This window comes from Sphaerotilus sp., assembly GCF_013299175.1.
GTDB lineage: Bacteria > Pseudomonadota > Gammaproteobacteria > Burkholderiales > Burkholderiaceae_C > Sphaerotilus.
On the sequence record NZ_JAAFKF010000003.1, the window covers coordinates 1 to 17,250 of the forward strand.

General features: G+C 69.3%; 18 protein-coding genes. 11 read left to right on the forward strand and 7 right to left on the reverse strand.

All coding sequences use genetic code 11. The features are described from left to right. On the reverse strand, window positions 1-2,799 hold a 2,799-nt coding region (locus tag QZW52_RS00990), incomplete at its 3' end, for a molybdopterin-dependent oxidoreductase (RefSeq protein ID WP_293994143.1). 19 nt (window positions 2,800-2,818) lie between these two features. Continuing rightward, complete coding sequence (locus QZW52_RS00995; protein ID WP_293994145.1) at window positions 2,819-3,037, reverse strand: formate dehydrogenase; 219 nt, start codon at window positions 3,035-3,037, stop codon at window positions 2,819-2,821. A 203-nt stretch (window positions 3,038-3,240) separates the two neighbouring features. Between QZW52_RS00995 and QZW52_RS01000 the strand changes: the two genes are divergently transcribed. The 6 genes from QZW52_RS01000 to phnD all read left to right on the forward strand — a co-directional run bounded on the left by QZW52_RS01000 (window position 3,241) and on the right by phnD (window position 8,693). Beyond that, window positions 3,241-3,750 carry a DUF3305 domain-containing protein gene (locus QZW52_RS01000; RefSeq protein WP_293994147.1) on the forward strand — a complete coding sequence of 170 codons (510 nt, stop codon included), beginning with the start codon at window positions 3,241-3,243 and terminating at the stop codon, window positions 3,748-3,750. Between the two features lie 2 nt (window positions 3,751-3,752). Further along, window positions 3,753-4,361, forward strand: coding sequence for a DUF3306 domain-containing protein (locus QZW52_RS01005; protein ID WP_293994150.1), 609 nt, complete (start codon window positions 3,753-3,755; stop codon window positions 4,359-4,361). Further along, window positions 4,261-6,459 (forward strand): 4Fe-4S binding protein, encoded by a 2,199-nt coding sequence (locus QZW52_RS01010; protein WP_293994293.1) that lies wholly within the window; start codon window positions 4,261-4,263, stop codon window positions 6,457-6,459. Before QZW52_RS01005 ends, QZW52_RS01010 begins: the two co-directional genes overlap by 101 nt. 66 nt (window positions 6,460-6,525) lie before the next feature. Beyond that, window positions 6,526-7,161 carry a TorD/DmsD family molecular chaperone gene (locus tag QZW52_RS01015; protein ID WP_293994152.1) on the forward strand — a complete coding sequence of 212 codons (636 nt, stop codon included), beginning with the start codon at window positions 6,526-6,528 and terminating at the stop codon, window positions 7,159-7,161. A 2-nt stretch (window positions 7,162-7,163) separates the two neighbouring features. Further along, the gene (gene mobA, locus QZW52_RS01020; RefSeq protein WP_293994154.1) at window positions 7,164-7,772 is read left to right on the forward strand and encodes a molybdenum cofactor guanylyltransferase MobA; all 609 of its coding nucleotides are present in this window, start codon (window positions 7,164-7,166) and stop codon (window positions 7,770-7,772) included. Between the two features lie 66 nt (window positions 7,773-7,838). Next, complete coding sequence (gene phnD, locus QZW52_RS01025) at window positions 7,839-8,693, forward strand: phosphate/phosphite/phosphonate ABC transporter substrate-binding protein (protein WP_293994157.1); 855 nt, start codon at window positions 7,839-7,841, stop codon at window positions 8,691-8,693. On the opposite strand, the gene QZW52_RS01030 is transcribed toward phnD, so the two are convergent. The 3 genes from QZW52_RS01030 to QZW52_RS01040 are packed head-to-tail and all read right to left on the reverse strand — an operon-like array spanning window position 8,683 to window position 12,018. Then, entirely contained in the window at window positions 8,683-9,807 is a 1,125-nt protein-coding gene (locus QZW52_RS01030; RefSeq protein WP_293994159.1) for a GNAT family N-acetyltransferase, read from the reverse strand. The genes phnD and QZW52_RS01030 overlap by 11 nt on opposite strands. A 19-nt stretch (window positions 9,808-9,826) precedes the next feature. Then, window positions 9,827-11,368: an asparagine synthetase B family protein gene (locus tag QZW52_RS01035; RefSeq protein WP_293994162.1), complete on the reverse strand. Its 1,542-nt coding sequence runs from the start codon at window positions 11,366-11,368 to the stop codon at window positions 9,827-9,829. Next, entirely contained in the window at window positions 11,365-12,018 is a 654-nt protein-coding gene (locus QZW52_RS01040) for a 2'-5' RNA ligase family protein (protein WP_293994165.1), read from the reverse strand. The genes QZW52_RS01035 and QZW52_RS01040 overlap by 4 nt, the downstream gene beginning before the upstream one ends. 196 nt (window positions 12,019-12,214) lie before the next feature. On the opposite strand from QZW52_RS01040, the gene QZW52_RS01045 reads away from it, so the two are divergent. From QZW52_RS01045 to QZW52_RS01065, 5 genes are all read left to right on the forward strand, one after another. After that, the gene (locus QZW52_RS01045; RefSeq protein WP_293994168.1) at window positions 12,215-13,072 is read left to right on the forward strand and encodes a putative selenate ABC transporter substrate-binding protein; all 858 of its coding nucleotides are present in this window, start codon (window positions 12,215-12,217) and stop codon (window positions 13,070-13,072) included. 5 nt (window positions 13,073-13,077) lie between these two features. Beyond that, entirely contained in the window at window positions 13,078-13,911 is an 834-nt protein-coding gene (locus tag QZW52_RS01050; protein WP_293994171.1) for a phosphonate ABC transporter ATP-binding protein, read from the forward strand. After that, a complete protein-coding gene (gene phnE / locus QZW52_RS01055) occupies window positions 13,908-15,461 on the forward strand; it encodes a phosphonate ABC transporter, permease protein PhnE (protein ID WP_363225921.1) in 1,554 nt (517 codons plus the stop codon). The genes QZW52_RS01050 and phnE overlap by 4 nt, the downstream gene beginning before the upstream one ends. Window positions 15,462-15,545: 84 nt before the next feature. Next, window positions 15,546-16,115 carry a dCTP deaminase gene (gene dcd / locus QZW52_RS01060; protein ID WP_293994175.1) on the forward strand — a complete coding sequence of 190 codons (570 nt, stop codon included), beginning with the start codon at window positions 15,546-15,548 and terminating at the stop codon, window positions 16,113-16,115. Window positions 16,116-16,136: 21 nt separating this feature from the next. Further along, window positions 16,137-16,514 (forward strand): DUF1801 domain-containing protein, encoded by a 378-nt coding sequence (locus QZW52_RS01065; protein WP_293994179.1) that lies wholly within the window; start codon window positions 16,137-16,139, stop codon window positions 16,512-16,514. Here QZW52_RS01065 and QZW52_RS01070 read toward each other — a convergent pair. Further along, on the reverse strand, window positions 16,494-16,850 hold the full coding sequence (locus QZW52_RS01070; RefSeq protein ID WP_293994182.1) for a hypothetical protein: 357 nt from the start codon (window positions 16,848-16,850) through the stop codon (window positions 16,494-16,496). The two genes, QZW52_RS01065 and QZW52_RS01070, sit on opposite strands and share 21 nt — an antisense overlap. 13 nt (window positions 16,851-16,863) lie before the next feature. Further along, a complete protein-coding gene (flgM, locus tag QZW52_RS01075; RefSeq protein ID WP_293994185.1) occupies window positions 16,864-17,181 on the reverse strand; it encodes a flagellar biosynthesis anti-sigma factor FlgM in 318 nt (105 codons plus the stop codon). Between the last annotated feature and the right edge of the window lie 69 nt (window positions 17,182-17,250).

A 17,250-nucleotide genomic window follows, 5' to 3' on the forward strand; every position in this document is an offset into this window, starting at 1 on the left:
CGTTTCCACATCGACCCGCTCCGTGACCAGCGCCTTCATCCGCATGCCCTTGAACTCGGGCACGGCGGCCATCGGCGGGGTCTTCACCCACACCCAGTCGCCGTTGCGGATGCCGCGGTCGTTGGCCGCCTTCGGGTTCAGCTCGACGAACATGTCCTGCTGCAGCTCCGCCAGCCAGGGATTCGAGCGCGTCTCCTCGCCGCCGCCCTCGTACTCGACCAGCCGGCCCGAGGTCATGATCAGCGGGAAGGTCTTGCCGATGTCCTTGTTCTTCTCCTGCACCGACTTGTAGAGCGTGGGCAGCCGCCAGAACGATTTCTTGTCATCGTGCGTCGGGTACTTGGCGACCAGATCGGGGCGGGTCGAGTACAGCGGCTCGCGGTGCTGTGGCACAGGGTCGGGGAAGTTCCAGACCACGGCGCGCGCCTTGGCGTTGCCGAAGGGGTGGCAGCCGTGGACCTTCATCGCCACACGGATGATGCCGCCCGACGAGTCTGTCTTCCAGTTCTTGCCTTCGGCGGCGGTCTTCTCGGATTCGGTCAGGTCGTCCCACCAGCCGAGCTTCTTCAGCAGCAGGTGGTCGAACTCCGGGTAGCCGGTGGTCAGGTCCGCGCCCAGCGAGTGCGAGCCGTCGGCGGCCAGCAGCGAGGTGCCATCGCGCTCGACGCCGAAGTTGGCGCGGAAGTTGCCGCCGCCCTCCATGACATGCTTGCTGGTGTCGTAGAGGTTGGGCGAGCCGGGGTGCTTCAACTCCGGGGTGCCCCAGCACGGCCACGGCAGACCGAAGTACTCGCCGTCCAGGCTCATCCCGGTCTGCTTGTCGATGCCGCCCTTGGCCTTGAGTGTCTTCACATCGAAGACATGCATGTTGCGCATGTGCGCCTGCAGCCGCTCCGGGCTTTGGCCCGTGTAGCCGATGGTCCAGACGCTCTTGTTGATCTCGCGCAGGATGGATTCCGGCTCTGGCTCCATCATCCCCGCCTTGCCCGGGACCATCTTGAAGTTCTTGACCAGCTCCGCACCGAAGCCGAGCTTGTCGGCGAGCTGGGCCATGATCATGTGGTCGCTGCGCGATTCCCACAGTGGCTCGATCACCTTCTCGCGCCATTGCAGCGAGCGGTTCGACGCCGTGCAGGAGCCGCTGGTCTCGAACTGGGTGCAGGCTGGCAGCAGGTAGACGGCGCGGTTGGCGTTCAGGTCGTCCTTGTTGCCGGGCATCGCGGCCATCGCGGCGGTGGCACTCGGGAACGGGTCGATGACGACGAGCAGGTCGAGCTTGTCCATCGCCTTCTTCATCTCCAGACCGCGGGTCTGCGAGTTCGGCGCGTGGCCCCAGAAGACGAGTCCGCGCAGGTTCGATTCCTGGTCGATCAGCTCGTTTTTCTCCAGCACGCCGTCGATCCAGCGCGAGACCGTCATGCCGGACTTGGTCATCATGCCGGGCGCGTACTGCTTCTTGATCCACTCGAAGTCCACGCCCCAGGTCTTGGCGAAGTGCTTCCACGCGCCTTCCGCCAGCCCGTAGTAGCCAGGCAGCGAATCGGGGTTCGGGCCGACATCGGTGGCGCCTTGCACGTTGTCGTGGCCGCGGAAGATGTTGGTGCCACCGCCGGACTTGCCGACGTTGCCGAGTGCCAGTTGCAGCAGGCAGGACGCCCGCACGATCGCGTTGCCGATGGTGTGCTGCGTCTGGCCCATGCACCAGACGATGGTGCCGGGGCGGTTGTCGGCCAGCGTCTTGGCCACCTGGAAGCAGGTCGCCTCATCGACACCGCAGGCTTCCTGCACCTTGTCCGGTGTCCACTTGGTCAGGCACTCCTCGCGCACCTTCTCCATGCCCCAGACGCGGTCCTCGATGTACTTCTTGTCTTCCCAGCCGTTCTTGAAGATGTGGTGCATCACGCCGAACAGGAAGGGGATGTCCGAGCCTGAGCGGATGCGCACGTACTGGTCGGCCTTCGCGGCGGTGCGGGTGAAGCGCGGATCGACCACGATCATCTTGCAGCCCGTCTCCTTGGCGTGGAGCATGTGCAGCATCGACACCGGGTGCGCTTCGGCCGCGTTCGATCCGATGTAGATCGCCGACCGCGCGTTCTGCATGTCGTTGTAGGAGTTGGTCATCGCGCCATACCCCCACGTGTTGGCGACACCCGCGACCGTGGTGGAGTGGCAGATGCGCGCCTGGTGGTCGGTGTTGTTGCTGCCCCAGAAACTGATCCACTTGCGCAGCAGATAGGCTTGCTCGTTGTTGTGCTTCGACGAACCGACGACGAACAGCGAATCCGGGCCGCTCTGCTTCTTCAGCTCCAGCATCTTGGCGCTGATTTCGGTCAGCGCCGTGTCCCAGGAAATGCGCTTGTATTTGCCGTCCACCAGCTTCATCGGGTATTTGAGCCGGTATTCGCCGTGGCCGTGCTCGCGCAGCGCCGCGCCCTTGGCGCAGTGCGCGCCCATGTTGATGGGCGAGTCGAACACCGGCTCCTGGCGCGTCCAGACGCCGTTTTCCACCACCGCGTCCACCGCGCAGCCCACCGAGCAATGGCCGCAGACGGTGCGCTTGACCTCGATCTTTTTGCCGCCGCCCGCTGCTGCGGACGCCGCATCGGCCGCCTCGACGCGCTTGACCAGCGTCAGTTGCGATGCGGCCAGCCCGACGCCGACGCCCATGCCCGAGCGGCGCAGGAAGGAGCGGCGGTCGATCGTCGGGATGGTCCGGCCGATGCCGCGGGCCAGACTGGACACGAGGGTGGACGGGGCGTTGCCGGCGGCGGACGGGGCGGAGCGGCGGGTGAGCAGCATGGGGGTGTTCTCCTGGGCCTCAGACCTTGGCGGTCTGGTAGTAGCGCCGGACGTGCTCGGTCAACTGGTAACCACCGGACGGGTCGGCGGCGGGTTTGGGCTGGGCGGCGACTTGCGGCGGGGTGGGCGTGAGGGGCAACGCGGCGGCGACGGCGGCCAGTGCGCCTGCGGTGCCGACGCCTGCGAAGACCCGGCGACGGGTGAGCTTGGACAAAGGGGGCAAGGGGGACTGGCTCATGGAATGCGCTCCGCAGCGTGGACAGCGGCCATTAGGTTGCGGTTATGCACGCCCGGCAATAAGGGCGACTCCCTAGATGGATGCGACAGTTTGTCGCACGGCAAAAGGCAATTTGTCGGCGTGGTGGCGGGGTGCGGGGAAACCGGGTTTTGTCAGGTGTTTCGATATAGGTTTTCACGGTGCGGCGCGTAGACTGCCGCGCAATGAGCGAGATATTCCCGACCCCCGCCGCCGCCGCCCCGCCGCAATGCCGCGTGGCCGTGGTGATCGAGCGCCAGCACCAGCCCAGCCGCTGGGAGGACTGGCGCTTCACCGTGGCGGACGTGGCGCTGGACGACGGCGGTTACGGCGACGCCCCCCGCCTGCTGCGCGACGACGGGCAGACGGCGCAGTTCCTGTTTCCGGGGCTGCCGGTCGAGCTGCGCCGCGACGAGGGCGAGGGCTACTACCTCAACCTGACCTCGGGCGCGCCGGTGTGGTTCGTGATGTGGCGCATCGACGAGGAAGACCCGTCGCGCGCCTGGCCCGAGCGCGTCACGCTGTCGTACAACGAGGCCGGCCGGCTGCTTGACGCGCAGGAGCGGGTGGACAACCGGCCGTTGCCCGCCGAGGTGCGTGCGTGGCTGCAGAGCTACACCGACGACCACTACCAGCCCGAGCCGAAGAAGCGCCGCCGCCCGGTGTCCTTCGTCGCGCCGGACCAGCGGAACTGAGCATGGCGAGCGAACGTGTACCCGAAGGTGGCTTCCTGTCGCGCTGGTCGCGGCGCAAGGAGCAGATGCGCCAGGGCGTTCCCGTGGCCGAGGTGCGGCCGGTTCCGGTGGTCGCGCCCGCGCTGCCCGTGCCGCTTGCGCAGCCGGTGGTGCCCGCTGCGCCGCCGGAACTGGAGCCACCTGCACCGACATTGGCCGACGCCGCCCAGCTCACCCCCACCTCCGACTTCACCCGCTTCGTCGCCCGTGGCGTCGATCCCTCGGTGAAGAACGCGGCGCTGAAGACGCTGTTCACCGACCCGCATTTCAACGTGATGGACGGACTCGATACCTACATCGAGGACTACGGCCTGCCCGACCCGATCCCGCTGGCGATGCTGCGGCGGATGACGCAGTCGAAGGTGCTCGGCCTGTTCGCCGATGACGACCAAGACGACCAAGACGACAACAAAGACAAAGACGAAGAGAAACCCGCTGATGAAAACGCTGCTGTGCGACTGCAACCGAACGATCCCGCTGGACACCAAGGCCATCGCCCGGACCTTGGCGCAGACGCCGGGGGCGAGCGCGGACGGGCTGGAGACGACGCACACCCTGCTGTGTCGGCGTGAGGCCGGCGCTTTCCAGCGAGCCGCCAAGGCCACCGGGCCGGGCGAGGCGCTGCTGGTCGCGTGTACGCAGGAGAGCCGGCTCTTCCTCGACCTGAACGCCGAGACCGTGGGGGCGCCAGCGATCGACGAGCGCCCGATCCACTTCGTCAACCTGCGCGAAACCGGCGGTTGGTCCCGCGACGCCAAGGCCGCCACCCCGAAGCTCGCCGCGCTGATCGCCGCCGCGCAACTGCCCGACGTGCAGCCCGTGACGACGGTGCCGTACCGGTCGGCCGGGCGCTGCCTCGTGATCGGCGGCGCACAGGCAGCGGAGCGGGCGGCGGCGCTGCTGGCCGACCGGCTTGACGTGAGCGTGCTGGTGGACGAGGCGGGAGGCGCGGCTCCGGGTGGCGCGCTGGCGCAGCGGCGCGAGCGGCCGGTGTTTGCGGGACAGGTGACGCGGCTGCGCGGCTGGCTCGGCGCGTTCGAGGTGCAGTGGTCGTCGGCCAACCCGATCGACCTCGACCTCTGCACGCGCTGCAACGCCTGCCTCGACGCCTGCCCGGAAGGGGCGATCGACTTCCGCTACCAGATCGACCTGAGCCGCTGCAAGGGCCACCGCGACTGCGTGCAGGTCTGCGACGCGGCCGGCGCGATCGACTTCAACCGGGCGCCGCTCGTCACTGACGAACGCTTTGATCTCATCCTCGACCTGCGCGAGACGCCCGCGTTTGCGCAGCACCAGCCGCCGCAGGGCTACTTCCACGTTCCGAGCCACGTTCCGAGCCACGGCCCGAGCGCGGCGACCGATGCGCCGCGGCTGTTCGACGCGGTGCTGAAGCTGCGCGACTTGGTGGGCGAGTTCGACAAGCCGAAGTTCTTCCAGTACCAGCACCGCCTGTGCGCCCACAGCCGCAACGAGCAGATCGGCTGCACGGCCTGCATCGACGTGTGTTCGACCAGCGCCATCTCCAGCGACGCCTCCCGCAAGGGCAAGGCGAAGACCGTGCAAGCCGGTGGCATCGTCGTCGAGCCGCACCTGTGCGTGGGCTGCGGCGCCTGCACGACGGTGTGCCCGAGCGGGGCGCTGAGCTTCGCGTATCCGGGGCCGGTGGACCAGGGCCGGCGGCTGCAGCGGCTGGTTTCGACCTACGCCCGCGCAGGCGGCAAGGACGCGGCACTGTTGCTGCACAGCGAGCAGGCGGGCGCCCGGCTGCTCGACGACCTCGGCCGTGCGGCGCGGGTCGATCGGGCGGTCCATGGGGTGCCGGCCCGCGTGCTGCCGGTGGCGGTGTGGCACACGGCGAGTGTGGGCATCGACCTGTGGCTGTCGGCGATCGCGCAAGGGGCGAGCCAAGTCTGGGTGCTGCTGACCGCGGAGGAGGCGCCCGAATACCGCGCCGCGCTGGCCGAACAGATGGCGGTGGCGCAGGCGCTGCTGACCGGGCTGGGCTACGCGGGCACGCATTTCAAGCTGATCGAGGCCCGCGACCTGACCGCGCTCGACGCCGCACTGCGCAGCGCCCCGGCCCAGTGCATCACACAGCCCACGCCCATCGTCGCCCAGGCCGACAAGCGCGCCACGCTCGACCTGATGATCGACCACCTGAGCGCCCACGCCCCCGTGCCGGCCGACGTGGTGGCGCTGCCCAAGGCGGGTGCGCCGTTTGGTGCCGTGCTCGTGGACACCGCGGCCTGCACGCTCTGCCTGAGCTGCGTCGGCGCGTGTCCCGAGAACGCGCTGTCCGACAATCCCGAGCGGCCGCAACTCAAGTTCACCGAGAAGAACTGCGTGCAGTGCGGCCTGTGCGAGACGACGTGTCCGGAAGGGGCGATCACGCTGGTGCCGCGCCTGCTGCTCGCGGACGAAGGCCGGGCGCGTCGGCAGCCGCGGGTGCTGCACGAGGTCGAGCCGTTCCGCTGCATCCGCTGCAGCAAGCCCTTCGGCACGCTCAAGGTCATCGAGAACATGATGGCCAAGCTCGCCGCGCACCCGGCTTTCCAGGGCGCGGCGGCCGAGCGGCTGAAGATGTGCGGCGACTGCCGGGTGATCGACCTGCACAGCAACCCGAACGAGGTGCGGATCACCGATGTGCCGCGGGGCGCACCCCGTTACTGAGCTACTGAGCTGCTGAGCCAAAGCCGAAGCTGAATCCGACCGAGACCGAGACCGCGACCCCGAGCCATGACCGACCACGACCCCCGCCCCTTGCGTTTCACCAGCACTGACCAAGGAGAGGAACTCGCCCGCGCCGAGCTGTACGGCCTGCTCGCCCGGCTGTGGATGGCGCCGCCGGACGCCGCGCTGCTCGCGCAATGCCGCGTCGCCGTCACCGAGGCGCCCGAAGCCGGCGGGCTGCTCGAAGCGCCGTGGCAGGCGCTGGTCGCCGCGCTGCGCCGCACCACGGTGGAGGCCGCGGCCGACGAGTACGACGCGCTCTTCGGCGGTGTCGGCAAGCCGGAGGTGTTCCTCTACGGCTCGTTCTACCTGGCGGGTTTCCTCAACGAGAAGCCGCTGGCCGCGCTGCGCACTGATCTGGCGGCACTCGGCCTGACCCGCGACGACGCCCGCAGCGAGACCGAGGACCACCTCGCCTACGGCTGCGAGGTGATGCGCTACCTGATCGCCGGGGACGACCTGGCCGTGTGCAACCTGGAGCAGCAGCGGCGCTTTTTCCGCGGGCACCTGCAGACCTGGGTGGCCGCGCTGTGCGATGCCGTCGAGGCCCAGCCGCAGGCGCAGGTCTGGCGCCACGCCGCGCAGCTCACGCGGGTGTTCATGGACATCGAGTCGCAGGGTTTCGACCTGCTGGAGGTCTGACCATGGCGATCGATCCGCAGGACATCACCGGTCTGGTCCTGGCTGGCGGACGCGGCAGCCGCATGGGCGGCGTGGACAAGGGGCTGCAGAACTTCCAGGGGATGCCGCTCGCCTTGCACGCCGTGATGCGCCTGGGGCCGCAGGTGGGCGCACTGATGGTCAATGCCAACCGGAATCTGGCGGCCTACGAGTCGATGGGCGCGCCGGTGTGGCCGGACGCGACGACCGATTTTCCGGGTCCGCTGGCGGGGTTCCTGGTCGGGCTGGAACGCTGCGAGACGCCGTACCTCGTCACCGTGCCGTGCGACTCGCCGCAGTTTCCGGCCGATCTGGTGGCGCGGCTGGCGGCAGCCCTGTGCAGCGAGGAGGCGGATCTCGCCGTGGCGGCCACCCGTGAAACCGACGGCAGCGTGCAGTTGCACCCGGTGTTCTGCCTGATGCGGGCCAGCGTGATGGAGAACCTGGTCGCGTTCCTGGCGGGAGGCCAGCGCCGCATCGACCGCTGGACCGGGCAACACCGCTGTGCGCAGGTGCTGTTCGACCGGGAGGGCGACGCGGCTGGTTTTTTCAATGCCAACACCCTGGATGAGTTGCGCAGCCTGTCGCGCTGAGCTGCAAAAGCCGGGAACACGGCACAATCCGGACCTCTGGTACGGGGGTGAACGATGACGGCTTGGATGCAACGGAGCGCGCCGGTGGTGCGTCTCATGGGGGCGGCACTGCTGCTGGCGGGGGCGGCGCAGGCGCAGTCGGTGCTGCGGGTCGCGATGGCGCCGGATGCATCACCCACGGACCAGGCGGCGCGCTTCGAGCCGCTGGGGCAGTTCATCGAACAACGCTTCAAGATGCGCGTGAAGTGGGTGCCGGTGGCGAGCGAGGCGTTTGCGGTGCGGGCGCTGCTCAACCGCGAGGCCGATCTGGTCTGGCTCAATGGGCTGTCGTATGTGCAGGCCCATCGGCGTTCGGGCGACAAGGTGGCCTTGCTGGTGCAGCGCGAAGAAGACCAGAAGGCGCGCTCGGTCTTCATCACCACGGCCAGCACCGGCATCAAGAAGCTCCAGGATCTCAAGGGCCGCACCCTCAGCCTCGGCCCGATCGCCAGCACCTCGGACAGCCTGATGCCGCGCAGCGCGCTGGTGGCCGCCAAGCTGCGCCCGGAGACCGATCTGAAGCCGCTCCCGCCGGCCGCCAACGCCCAGGCGATCGTCGCCGCGGTGGCGTCGGGCAAGGCGGATGCCGGGGCGCTGAGCCAGTCGGTGTGGGAGAAGATGGTCGCCGACAAGCAGGTCGATCCGGCCGCGGTGAAGGTCTTCTTCACCACGCCGGTCTACACCGACCACACCTGGGCCACGCGCACCGACATGGACGAGAACACCCGCAGGACGATCGCGGGTGGTTTTCTGGTGCTGGAAGCGGTGGGTGGCGGGCGCGAGATCCTGAAGCAGCAAGGCGCGCACCGGTTCGTGGAAGCCAGGCCGGCGGGCTATGACATGGTGCGGGCTGCCGCGGTCGAGGCCGGACTCAACCAGTGAGCGCGATGGGGTGGTGCAAATCCACCTGACCGCCCGCACCCAGCGTGAGCGAGGTGAAGTGGTCGAGTCCGGCGACCTGGAACCGCTTGGCCAGCGTGGACTGATCCGACACCGCACCAGCACCCTCCGAGGGGTCGCCGGCCACCCCCGAGAGTCCCTTGCCTTCGCAGACGACGGCCGGGTTGATCTCGAAGAAGCGCACCGTCCGGGCGTCCGGCTCGGGCACGAAATACAGCACGGACTGGCGCGCCTCGTGGTCGGGCATGGCGCGGGCGCCCCAGTCGGCCTTGTGGCAGAACACGCCGTCGTTGAGGAAGGGTGCGCTCTTCATCGTGTCCACCGACTGGTAGCCGCTGTGGACCGCGTGGCGGAGCTGGAAGTAGTAGAGCGCCGTCTGCACGCCGCCCTTGACCAGCGATTCGTCGCCATCGAGCACGCCAGAGCGGCGGAACAGGATCGCGTTGTCCTCGACCAGCGACAGCGCCCCGGCCACCGGCTCGCCGTCCCTCAGCACGAACAGCACGAAGCCCTTGCGGAAGAACCCCCGCATCGCGGCGTGCGAGTCCATCTCGGACAGATCACCATAGCGGCGCCGGATGTGCGGCACATGCATCCGGTGGTAGAAGAAATCGAAGTCCTCCTCCGCGTGCGAGATGCGGTAGGTCAGGCCGTAGCGTTCGCCGAAGTGGTTGGTGAGCTGGCGTTTTTTTCTGGAAAACCGCGCCCGCACGTCCTCCCAGGTACCCGAGGTGTCGATCACCTGGCGCACCTCTTCCTGGCCGCGGTACGCGCACAGTGGGCCGAACATCGGGTCATAGAGCTTCGGCACCACCGCGACGCAGAGATCGAAATGGCCTTGGCGCGCACGGACCACCGTGCCGAGCGTGGCGATGCCGATGCGCTTGCGTGCCAGCACCGTGGGCGGTTGTGCATACATCCGGGCCATCAACGCCGCGTTGAACAGGCAGTTGTGGACGAACAGGGTCCGGAAGGGTTGTTCGGTGCCCTTGAGGTGGCCTTCGACCAGCACCGTGTTGGTGATGAGCTTGGAGGCCAGGGGGTATACCGCGCGTTTGGCCGATCGCAGGGCGGAACGGGTGGCTTCGACGAGCATGGCGGGTCTCCTGTAGGTGTTATGGGCGCAGCCACCGCCGCAGCCGCCGCACCAGGCGGTAGAGCGGCGAGCGACCGAGTGCGCGCAGGACGCGGTGCCGCAGGCTGACCGCCTCCGGCGGATTGATGGGCACGTTCAGCACCTCGGGCCAGAGCTGCTTGATCAGCGTGTGCAGCAGAGGGTAATCGGGGCCCTGGCGTGCGCGTTCCTCGACGGACAGCATCGTCAGCAGCAGGGCGCGGCAGTTCAGCGGCGCAAAGGACTCCTGGGCGATGTCGTATTCGGCGCGGATCTGGGCCTGCCAGCGCCCGGCCATCTGCTCCCAGCAGAACAGGTCGAGCAGCGGGATCGGGCCGCCGGTCGGGGCGCCGGCCAGCCACTGCGCCAGGGCGTCGAGGACAAACGGGTGGGGGGCGAGGTGGCAGACCGCGGCCAGGTGCGTGGGCGTGACCGCGTGGTCCGGCACGCCGGGCAGGCGGTAGTGGCACTTGACGATCTCGGCCACGTCGCCCGTCAAGCAGAGGCGGTCGCCGGGGTATTGCGTGTGCAGGGCCTGGGCGTCGGCGCAGTAGGCGGTGCTGCCCGAAGGGGTGCTTTGCTGGAAGAGGGCCTTGAACGCGAGGTCGATGTCGGACGGCGCCGGGTAGCCGACCAGGTGGTGCGCCAGGCCGAGTTGCCGCAGCAGCCGGGCGGGCACGGCGACATCGCGTGAGGCGTGCGACAGGTGCGGATAGGTCAGCGTGAAGCAGTGGAGCTGGTCGCGCGCTGGCCGGCTGAGCGCGAGCATGAGCCGGCTGTCCCAGCCCGCCGTCATCGAGACCGCCAGCGGGGCACGGTGGCGAGCGGCCTCGAAGAGTCCGCGCAACAGGACCAGACAGCGCCCTGCGGCTTCACCGATTGGCAGTGGTGGCAGGGGCTGCATGTCGGCACCCGGCCAGTGGCGCGTGGCGCGGCCGGTCTGCAGGTCAAGGGTGTGGTTGGGCAGCAGGGCGCGCGCGCCGCGGTAGAGCGTGCGGTCGCCCGGCAGCCAGTAGACCTCGAAATCGCTCTCGCCGCGTGTGCGGAGGTAGTCGAGCGCGGTCGGGTCGGGCGACAGGGACAGCACATGGGCGAGCAGGCCGGGGTGCGAGGCGCACACGGTGCCGTGGTCATCGGTGTGCAGGTAGGTGACTTGCCGCAGCCCGGTGGCGTCGTGGTGCATCCAGGTGTGCGGCCCGTCCTGCAGCACCAAGGCCCAGCGCCCGCCGAGCGCATCCGTCGCGGTGCGCAGGGCCTCGGGCGTGGCGTGCTGGTCGAGCAGGCGGTGGAGGGTGTCGCGGTCGCTGGCCTGTGGCCGTGCCGGGTCGAACCAGAAGCCGATCAGGGTGCCGACACGCGCGCCGCGGCGCACCTGGGTCAGCGCGAGATCGGGGTGGGCGACGAGGCTGCGGTCGGCGTCCAGCCGCTGCCGGGACCAGCCTGCGGGCGCGAACAGGCCGGTCGGCCCGAGGAAGAACTGCCGCCGAAAGCGCAGCCGTTCGGGATCGGTGTCGGGGGCACTGCGGGGGACGGTGGCGTTCATGCGGCGTGGGTGCCCGTGCCGGTGCCGTGGGGCTGGCCCAGGGTGGCGGTCTTGTAGTCGATCCAGTGGTGGTCGCCGCGCACGAGCAGGGCGATCTGCTGCCCGGTGAAGCGGTGTTCGGCGTGTTCACTGGACAGCGCATCGCGTTCGGCGCGGAAGGCGGCCGGCGACAAACCGTGGGCGAGGGTGACGTGCAGGCGGTAGGCACCGTCCCCGTGCTCCAGCGGCCGTGGGGCGATGCCGAACCGGGTTTGCAGGTCGGCCACGGTGCCGCGGCGCAGCCGGTCCAGCGCCGCGTCGGGCACGACATCCCAGAAGGTGATGCCTTCGTCGAAGTGGGCGAAATCCTTCAGCGTGACGGGCAGGGGCGCGGTGCGGGCGGCCAGGGTGTCGAGGTAGTCGGCCAGGGGCTGCGGGTCGCGGCACTTGAAGCCCAGCTTCAGCGTGATGTGCGGCGGCGCCTCCAGACCCGGATTCACCCCGTGCCGGCGCAGCACGGCGAGCTGGCGCTGGCGGGTCTGGTGGTGGCCCTGCGCGTCCAGCAGCAGCACGACCGCGACCTCCAGCGTGCGGTAATTGTGCTGGCGGCCGATGCCGAATCCGGCCCGCACCCCATGCACACCTCGGTAGATCAGACCCTGCAGGTCCATGGCGTCACTTGGCTCACTGGGTTTGGCTCACTGTAGACACTGTAGAAACATGTCGATTTCGTGACATAAGTTTGATCCTGAAATATTGCGCTTTCTTAAGAAACGTCTTCACCGGTGCAGCGCATGAATTGAAGGTGAACCGGGGCGCACGGCACAATCCGCCTTTTGTGTGCGGGATGACCGTGGGTAGCGAGCAATGACGAAGACGACAGTGGCGGTGGCGGTGGTGGCGGTGGTGCTGAGCGGGGTGGCGCTCTCGGTACAGGCCCAGGCGGTGTTGCGCGTGACCGCGATTCCCGATGAATCCCCGACCGAGCTGGCCCGCAAGTTCGAGCCGTTGGGCAAGTACCTCGAAACCAAGCTCGGCATGAAGGTCGAGTGGACGCCGGTGACGGACTACGCCGCCGCGGTCGAGACGCTGGTGAACAAGAAGGTGGACCTGGCCTGGTTCGGTGGTTTCACCTTCGTGCAGGCGAGCGTGCGCTCGGGCGGCCATGTGATTCCGCTGGTGCAGCGCGCCGAGGACGAGAAGTTCCGCTCGGTCTTCATCACCGACGCGGCCTCCGGCATCACGAAGCTCGACGACCTGAAGGGCCACACGCTGAGCTTCGGCTCGGTCTCCAGCACCTCGGGCCACCTCATGCCGCGCAGCGCCTTGCTCGCCGCCAAGGTCAACCCGGACACGGACCTGAAGCGCGTGAGCTACTCCGGCGCGCACGACGCGACCATCGCGGCCGTGGCCAGTGGCAAGGTCGATGCCGGTGCCTTGAACATCTCGGTCTGGGAGAAGTTCGTCGCCGAGAAGAAGGTCGATCCGGCCGTGGTCAAGGTGTTCTACACGACGCCGGGCTACTACGACTACAACTGGAGCGTCCACGCCGACATGCCTGCCGCGCTGCGCGAGAAGATCGCCGCGGCCTTTCTGGCGCTGGAATCGGCACCCGGTGGCAAGGACATCCTGGCGCTGCAGCGGGCCAGCCGCTTCATCCCGACCAAGGCCGAGAACTACAACGGCATCAAGGGCGCCGCCGAGCAGGCCGGGCTGCTGAAGTGAGTTCCATGGCCCCGGCGGCGATCGCACTCGATGGGCTGGAGGTCCGGCCCGCGCCGGGCGCCGCGCCGGTGCTGCGCGGCGTGGATCTGCGGGTGGCGGCGGGCGAGCAGATCGCCGTGATCGGCGCGTCCGGGGCGGGCAAGACGACGCTGCTGCTGGCGCTGGCCGGGATGCTGCGCCCGTCGGCCGGGCGGCTGGCGCTGTTCGGCCAGACCCCGTGGACGCTGGACAGTGCCGCACGGCAGGCGCTGCGGGCGCGCGTGCTCCTGGCGCCGCAGGTGCCGCCGCTGCCACCGCGGCAGCGGGTGGTGACGGCGGTGCTGGCGGCGCGGCTGCCGCGGATGTCGCTGGGGGCCAGTCTGCGCACGCTGTGGAGTCCGCGTCCCGCCGATGCCGAGCGGGTCCAGCAGGCGCTGGCGGCGCTGGACCTGCCCGACAAGCTCTGGCTGCGCGTGGACCGGCTGTCGGGTGGCGAGCGCCAGCGGGTCGGGCTGGCGCGGCTGCTGGTGGCGGAGGCGGATGTGTGGCTGGTCGATGAACCGCTGTCGGCCCTGGACCCGGTGCGGGCCGAGCTGGTGGTGCGTCGGCTGACCGAAGCGGCGCGGGCCGAGGGCCGCACGCTGGTGTGTTCGCTGCACCAGGTGGCGGTGGCGCGGCGCTGTTTCGCGCGCACGGTCGCGCTGCGCGAGGGGCGGGTGGTCTACGACGGGCCCTCGTCGGGACTGGACGATGGACGGCTGCAGGCGCTGTATGGCGGGGTGGTGTTCGCGCCCGCCGAGGGCTTGCGCGCCGATGCTCCGCCGGCTGTGGCGACGCTGCCCCAGGCGATGTGCCGGTGAGCGTGGGTGACGCTGCCGCCGTGCGGGATCCGGCCCGGGCGCGGCGCTGGCTGGGGGTGCTGGCGGCGCTGGTGGTGCTGTGGCCGCTGGTGGTGCTGACCGAGTTCCAGCCGTGGACGCTGTTCGATGCGCGCAGCCTGCGCGTGACCGGGCGCTTCCTGGCGCAGTTCGTGCCGCCGCGGCATGACGCGGAATTCCTCGCGCTGCTGGTCCGCGAGACCTGGCGCACCGTGGCGATCGCGACGGCGGGCATGGCGCTGGCCAGCCTGATCGCGCTGCCGCTGTCGCTGGCGCTGACCGAACGGCTGTCGGTCAGCGCGGTCGGCGGGCGCATGGGGCGCGGGCCGGCGGTGCTGCGGCAGGCGCTGCGCGCGTTCACTGTGGTGCTGCGCTCGGTGCCGGAGCTGGTCTGGGCGCTGGTGTTCGTGCGGGTCGTGGGGCTGGGGCCGACGGCGGGGGTGCTCGCCATCGCCATCGCCTACGGCGGGATGCTGGCCAAGGTCTGGGCCGAGATCCTCGACAGCGCGGACGCCGCCCCGGCACAGGCGCTGCTCGGCCACGGCGCCGGGCGGCTGCAGACCTGGCTCTACGCGGCGCTGCCCGTCTGTGCGCCCGAGCTGGCGAGCTACACCGTGTACCGCTGGGAGTGCGCGATCCGCTCGTCGGTGGTGCTCGGGTTCGTCGGCGCGGGCGGCTTGGGGCAGCAGCTCGACAACGCCGCGAAGATGTTCGCCGGGGGCGAGGTCGGCGCCATCCTGCTGGTCTTCATGGCGCTGGTGGCGCTGTCGGATCGGCTCAGTGTCTGGGTCCGGCGGGGACAGCGGTGGCTGGTCGCGGGGCTGCCATGCCTGGTGGTGGCGAGCTTCGCCGGCCTGGATCTGCACTGGGCCGAGTGGCTGGGTCCGCAGGCGCTTGGGCGCATGGGGGTGTTTCTGGGGAGCTTCTGGCCGCCGGAGGGCGCTGCGCCGTTCCTGTGGAAGACCGCGCAGGCGACGCTGGAGACGCTGGCCATGTCGCTGCTCGGCACGGTACTGGCGGCGCTGGCCGGGCTGCTGCTGGCGGTGCCGGCGAGCCGGTCGGGGGCGGCGCGGCTGGTGTTGAACGCGCTGCGCTCGGTGCCGGAGCTGGTGTGGGCGGCGCTGCTGCTGGTCTCGGCGGGACTCGGGCCGCTGCCGGGCACGCTGGCGCTGGCGCTGCACACGACCGGCGTGCTGGGCCGGTTGCTGGCGCAGGCCCTGGAGAACGCGCCGCCGGGGCCGGCACAGGTGCTGCGCAGCCGCGGGGTCGGGGCGGTGGCGGTGTTCCTGTATGCCACGCTGCCGCAGGTCTCGGCACAGTGGCTGGCCTACACCCTCTACCGCTGGGAGAACAACATCCGGGCTGCGGCGGTGCTTGGGGTGGTCGGCGCCGGGGGGCTGGGGCAGATGCTGTCCTTCCACCTCGGACTCTTCCAGATGCGCCAGGCGTGTACCGTGCTGCTGGCGATGATCGGGCTGGTGGCCCTGGTCGATGCACTGTCGGCGTGGGTGCGACGAAACCACTTTGCTTGAAACTCCAAGTGATCCCCCGCAGGACCGGTGCAGGATGCCCATAAAATCACGCCCCGTCCCGCGTTCCCCGAGATTGACAACGACATGAGCATCAAGAGCGACAAGTGGATCCGCCGCATGGCCGAGCAGCACGGGATGATCGAGCCGTTCGAGCCGACCCAGGTCCGCACCTCCCCCGACGGCCAGAAGATCGTCAGCTACGGCACGTCGAGCTATGGCTACGACATCCGCTGCTCGAACGAGTTCAAGATCTTCACCAACGTGCATTCGACCGTGGTCGATCCCAAGAACTTCGACGAGCGCAGCTTCGTGGACTTCAAGGGCGAGTTCTGCATCATCCCGCCCAACAGCTTCGCGCTGGCGCGCACGGTCGAGTACTTCCGCATCCCGCGCAGCGTGCTGACGGTGTGCCTGGGCAAATCGACCTACGCCCGCTGCGGGATCATCGTCAACGTGACGCCGTTCGAGCCGGAGTGGGAAGGCTACGTGACACTGGAGTTCTCCAACACCACGCCACTGCCCGCCAAGATCTACGCGGGCGAGGGCTGTGCGCAGGTGGTGTTCTTCGAGAGCGACGAGGTCTGCGAGACCAGCTACCGCGACCGCGGTGGCAAGTACCAGGGCCAGACGGGGGTGACCCTGCCCCGGACCTGAGCACGGCAGGTCCATCGCGCCATGCGACACCTCGCCCGGCCCGCCGCCATGGTGGCCAATTTCTTCGACTCCCTGCCATCCGGGCAGGTCGCCACGGCGGTGGCCATCCACGGTGCGGTGATCGCTGCCGCGCCGGGCATTGACCAGGCCGTGCGCTGGGGCAACCTGATGTTCCTGGTGCGCGGCCACCATCTGGCCACCCTCGTGCTGCACAAGGGACAGGCGCATCTGCAGTTCGTTCAGGGCGCAGTGCTTGCCGAGCAGTTCCCGCAGTTGGAAGGGGTCGGCAAGGGGATGCGCATCCTCAAGTTCCGCTACAGCCAACCGGTGGACGCGGACTTCGTCTCGCGCATCACCGCCACCGCGGTGCGGTTGCCGTCAGTGGCTGAACGGCGCTGAGCCTGGGCCGCCGAGCGGGCCGTAGACGATCGGCTTCTCGCGCGGCAGCAGCACCGCCAGGGCGTCGTCCAGCGCCACATGCGCCCGCAACAGGGCTTGGTGCTGCACATCGACCTGGGCACGTGCATGGGTCAGTCGCGCACGCAGCGCGGGTGGCACCTGACCGGCATGGCCTGCGCGCGTGAAGCTGTCCATGGCGAGGGCGAGGGCGGCGCGCAGATCGCGGGCATGGCGCTCGATGCCTGCGCTGTCGTGCAGGCGCAGGGCTTCGCCGAGCGCGGCCAGATCCTGCTCGACAGTGCAGAGCCTGTGTTCCAGGTCAGTGGTGTCCGGCATCACATCTCACGCATCAAGCGTTCGGGCTGTGGCGACCGAGCAGATCCTGTGCGTTGGCCAGCAGCTGGTTGGCGATCGCTTCGGCGTTGACCTTGTAGGTGCCATCGGCGATGGACTGGCGGATGCGTGCGACCTTGTCGGCGTCGAACCCATCGGGTGTCCGCTCCAGCAGGACCGCAGCAGTTCCCGACACCTCCACCTGGGTACTGGCGGTGTCGTCGAGGGCCGATACCTCGTGGAGATCAGGCGGCGTTTCGGCCGCACGGGTCGGGTGGTTGCCGGTGTTGACTGGGGCCGTCACCGGGGTCGGGGCGCAATTGCCGATCTTCATCACGTACTCCTTCGAGCCGTATCAGGCCCGGTTGACGGGTGTCGAGGAAGAAACTCCTCCCCGCAACCT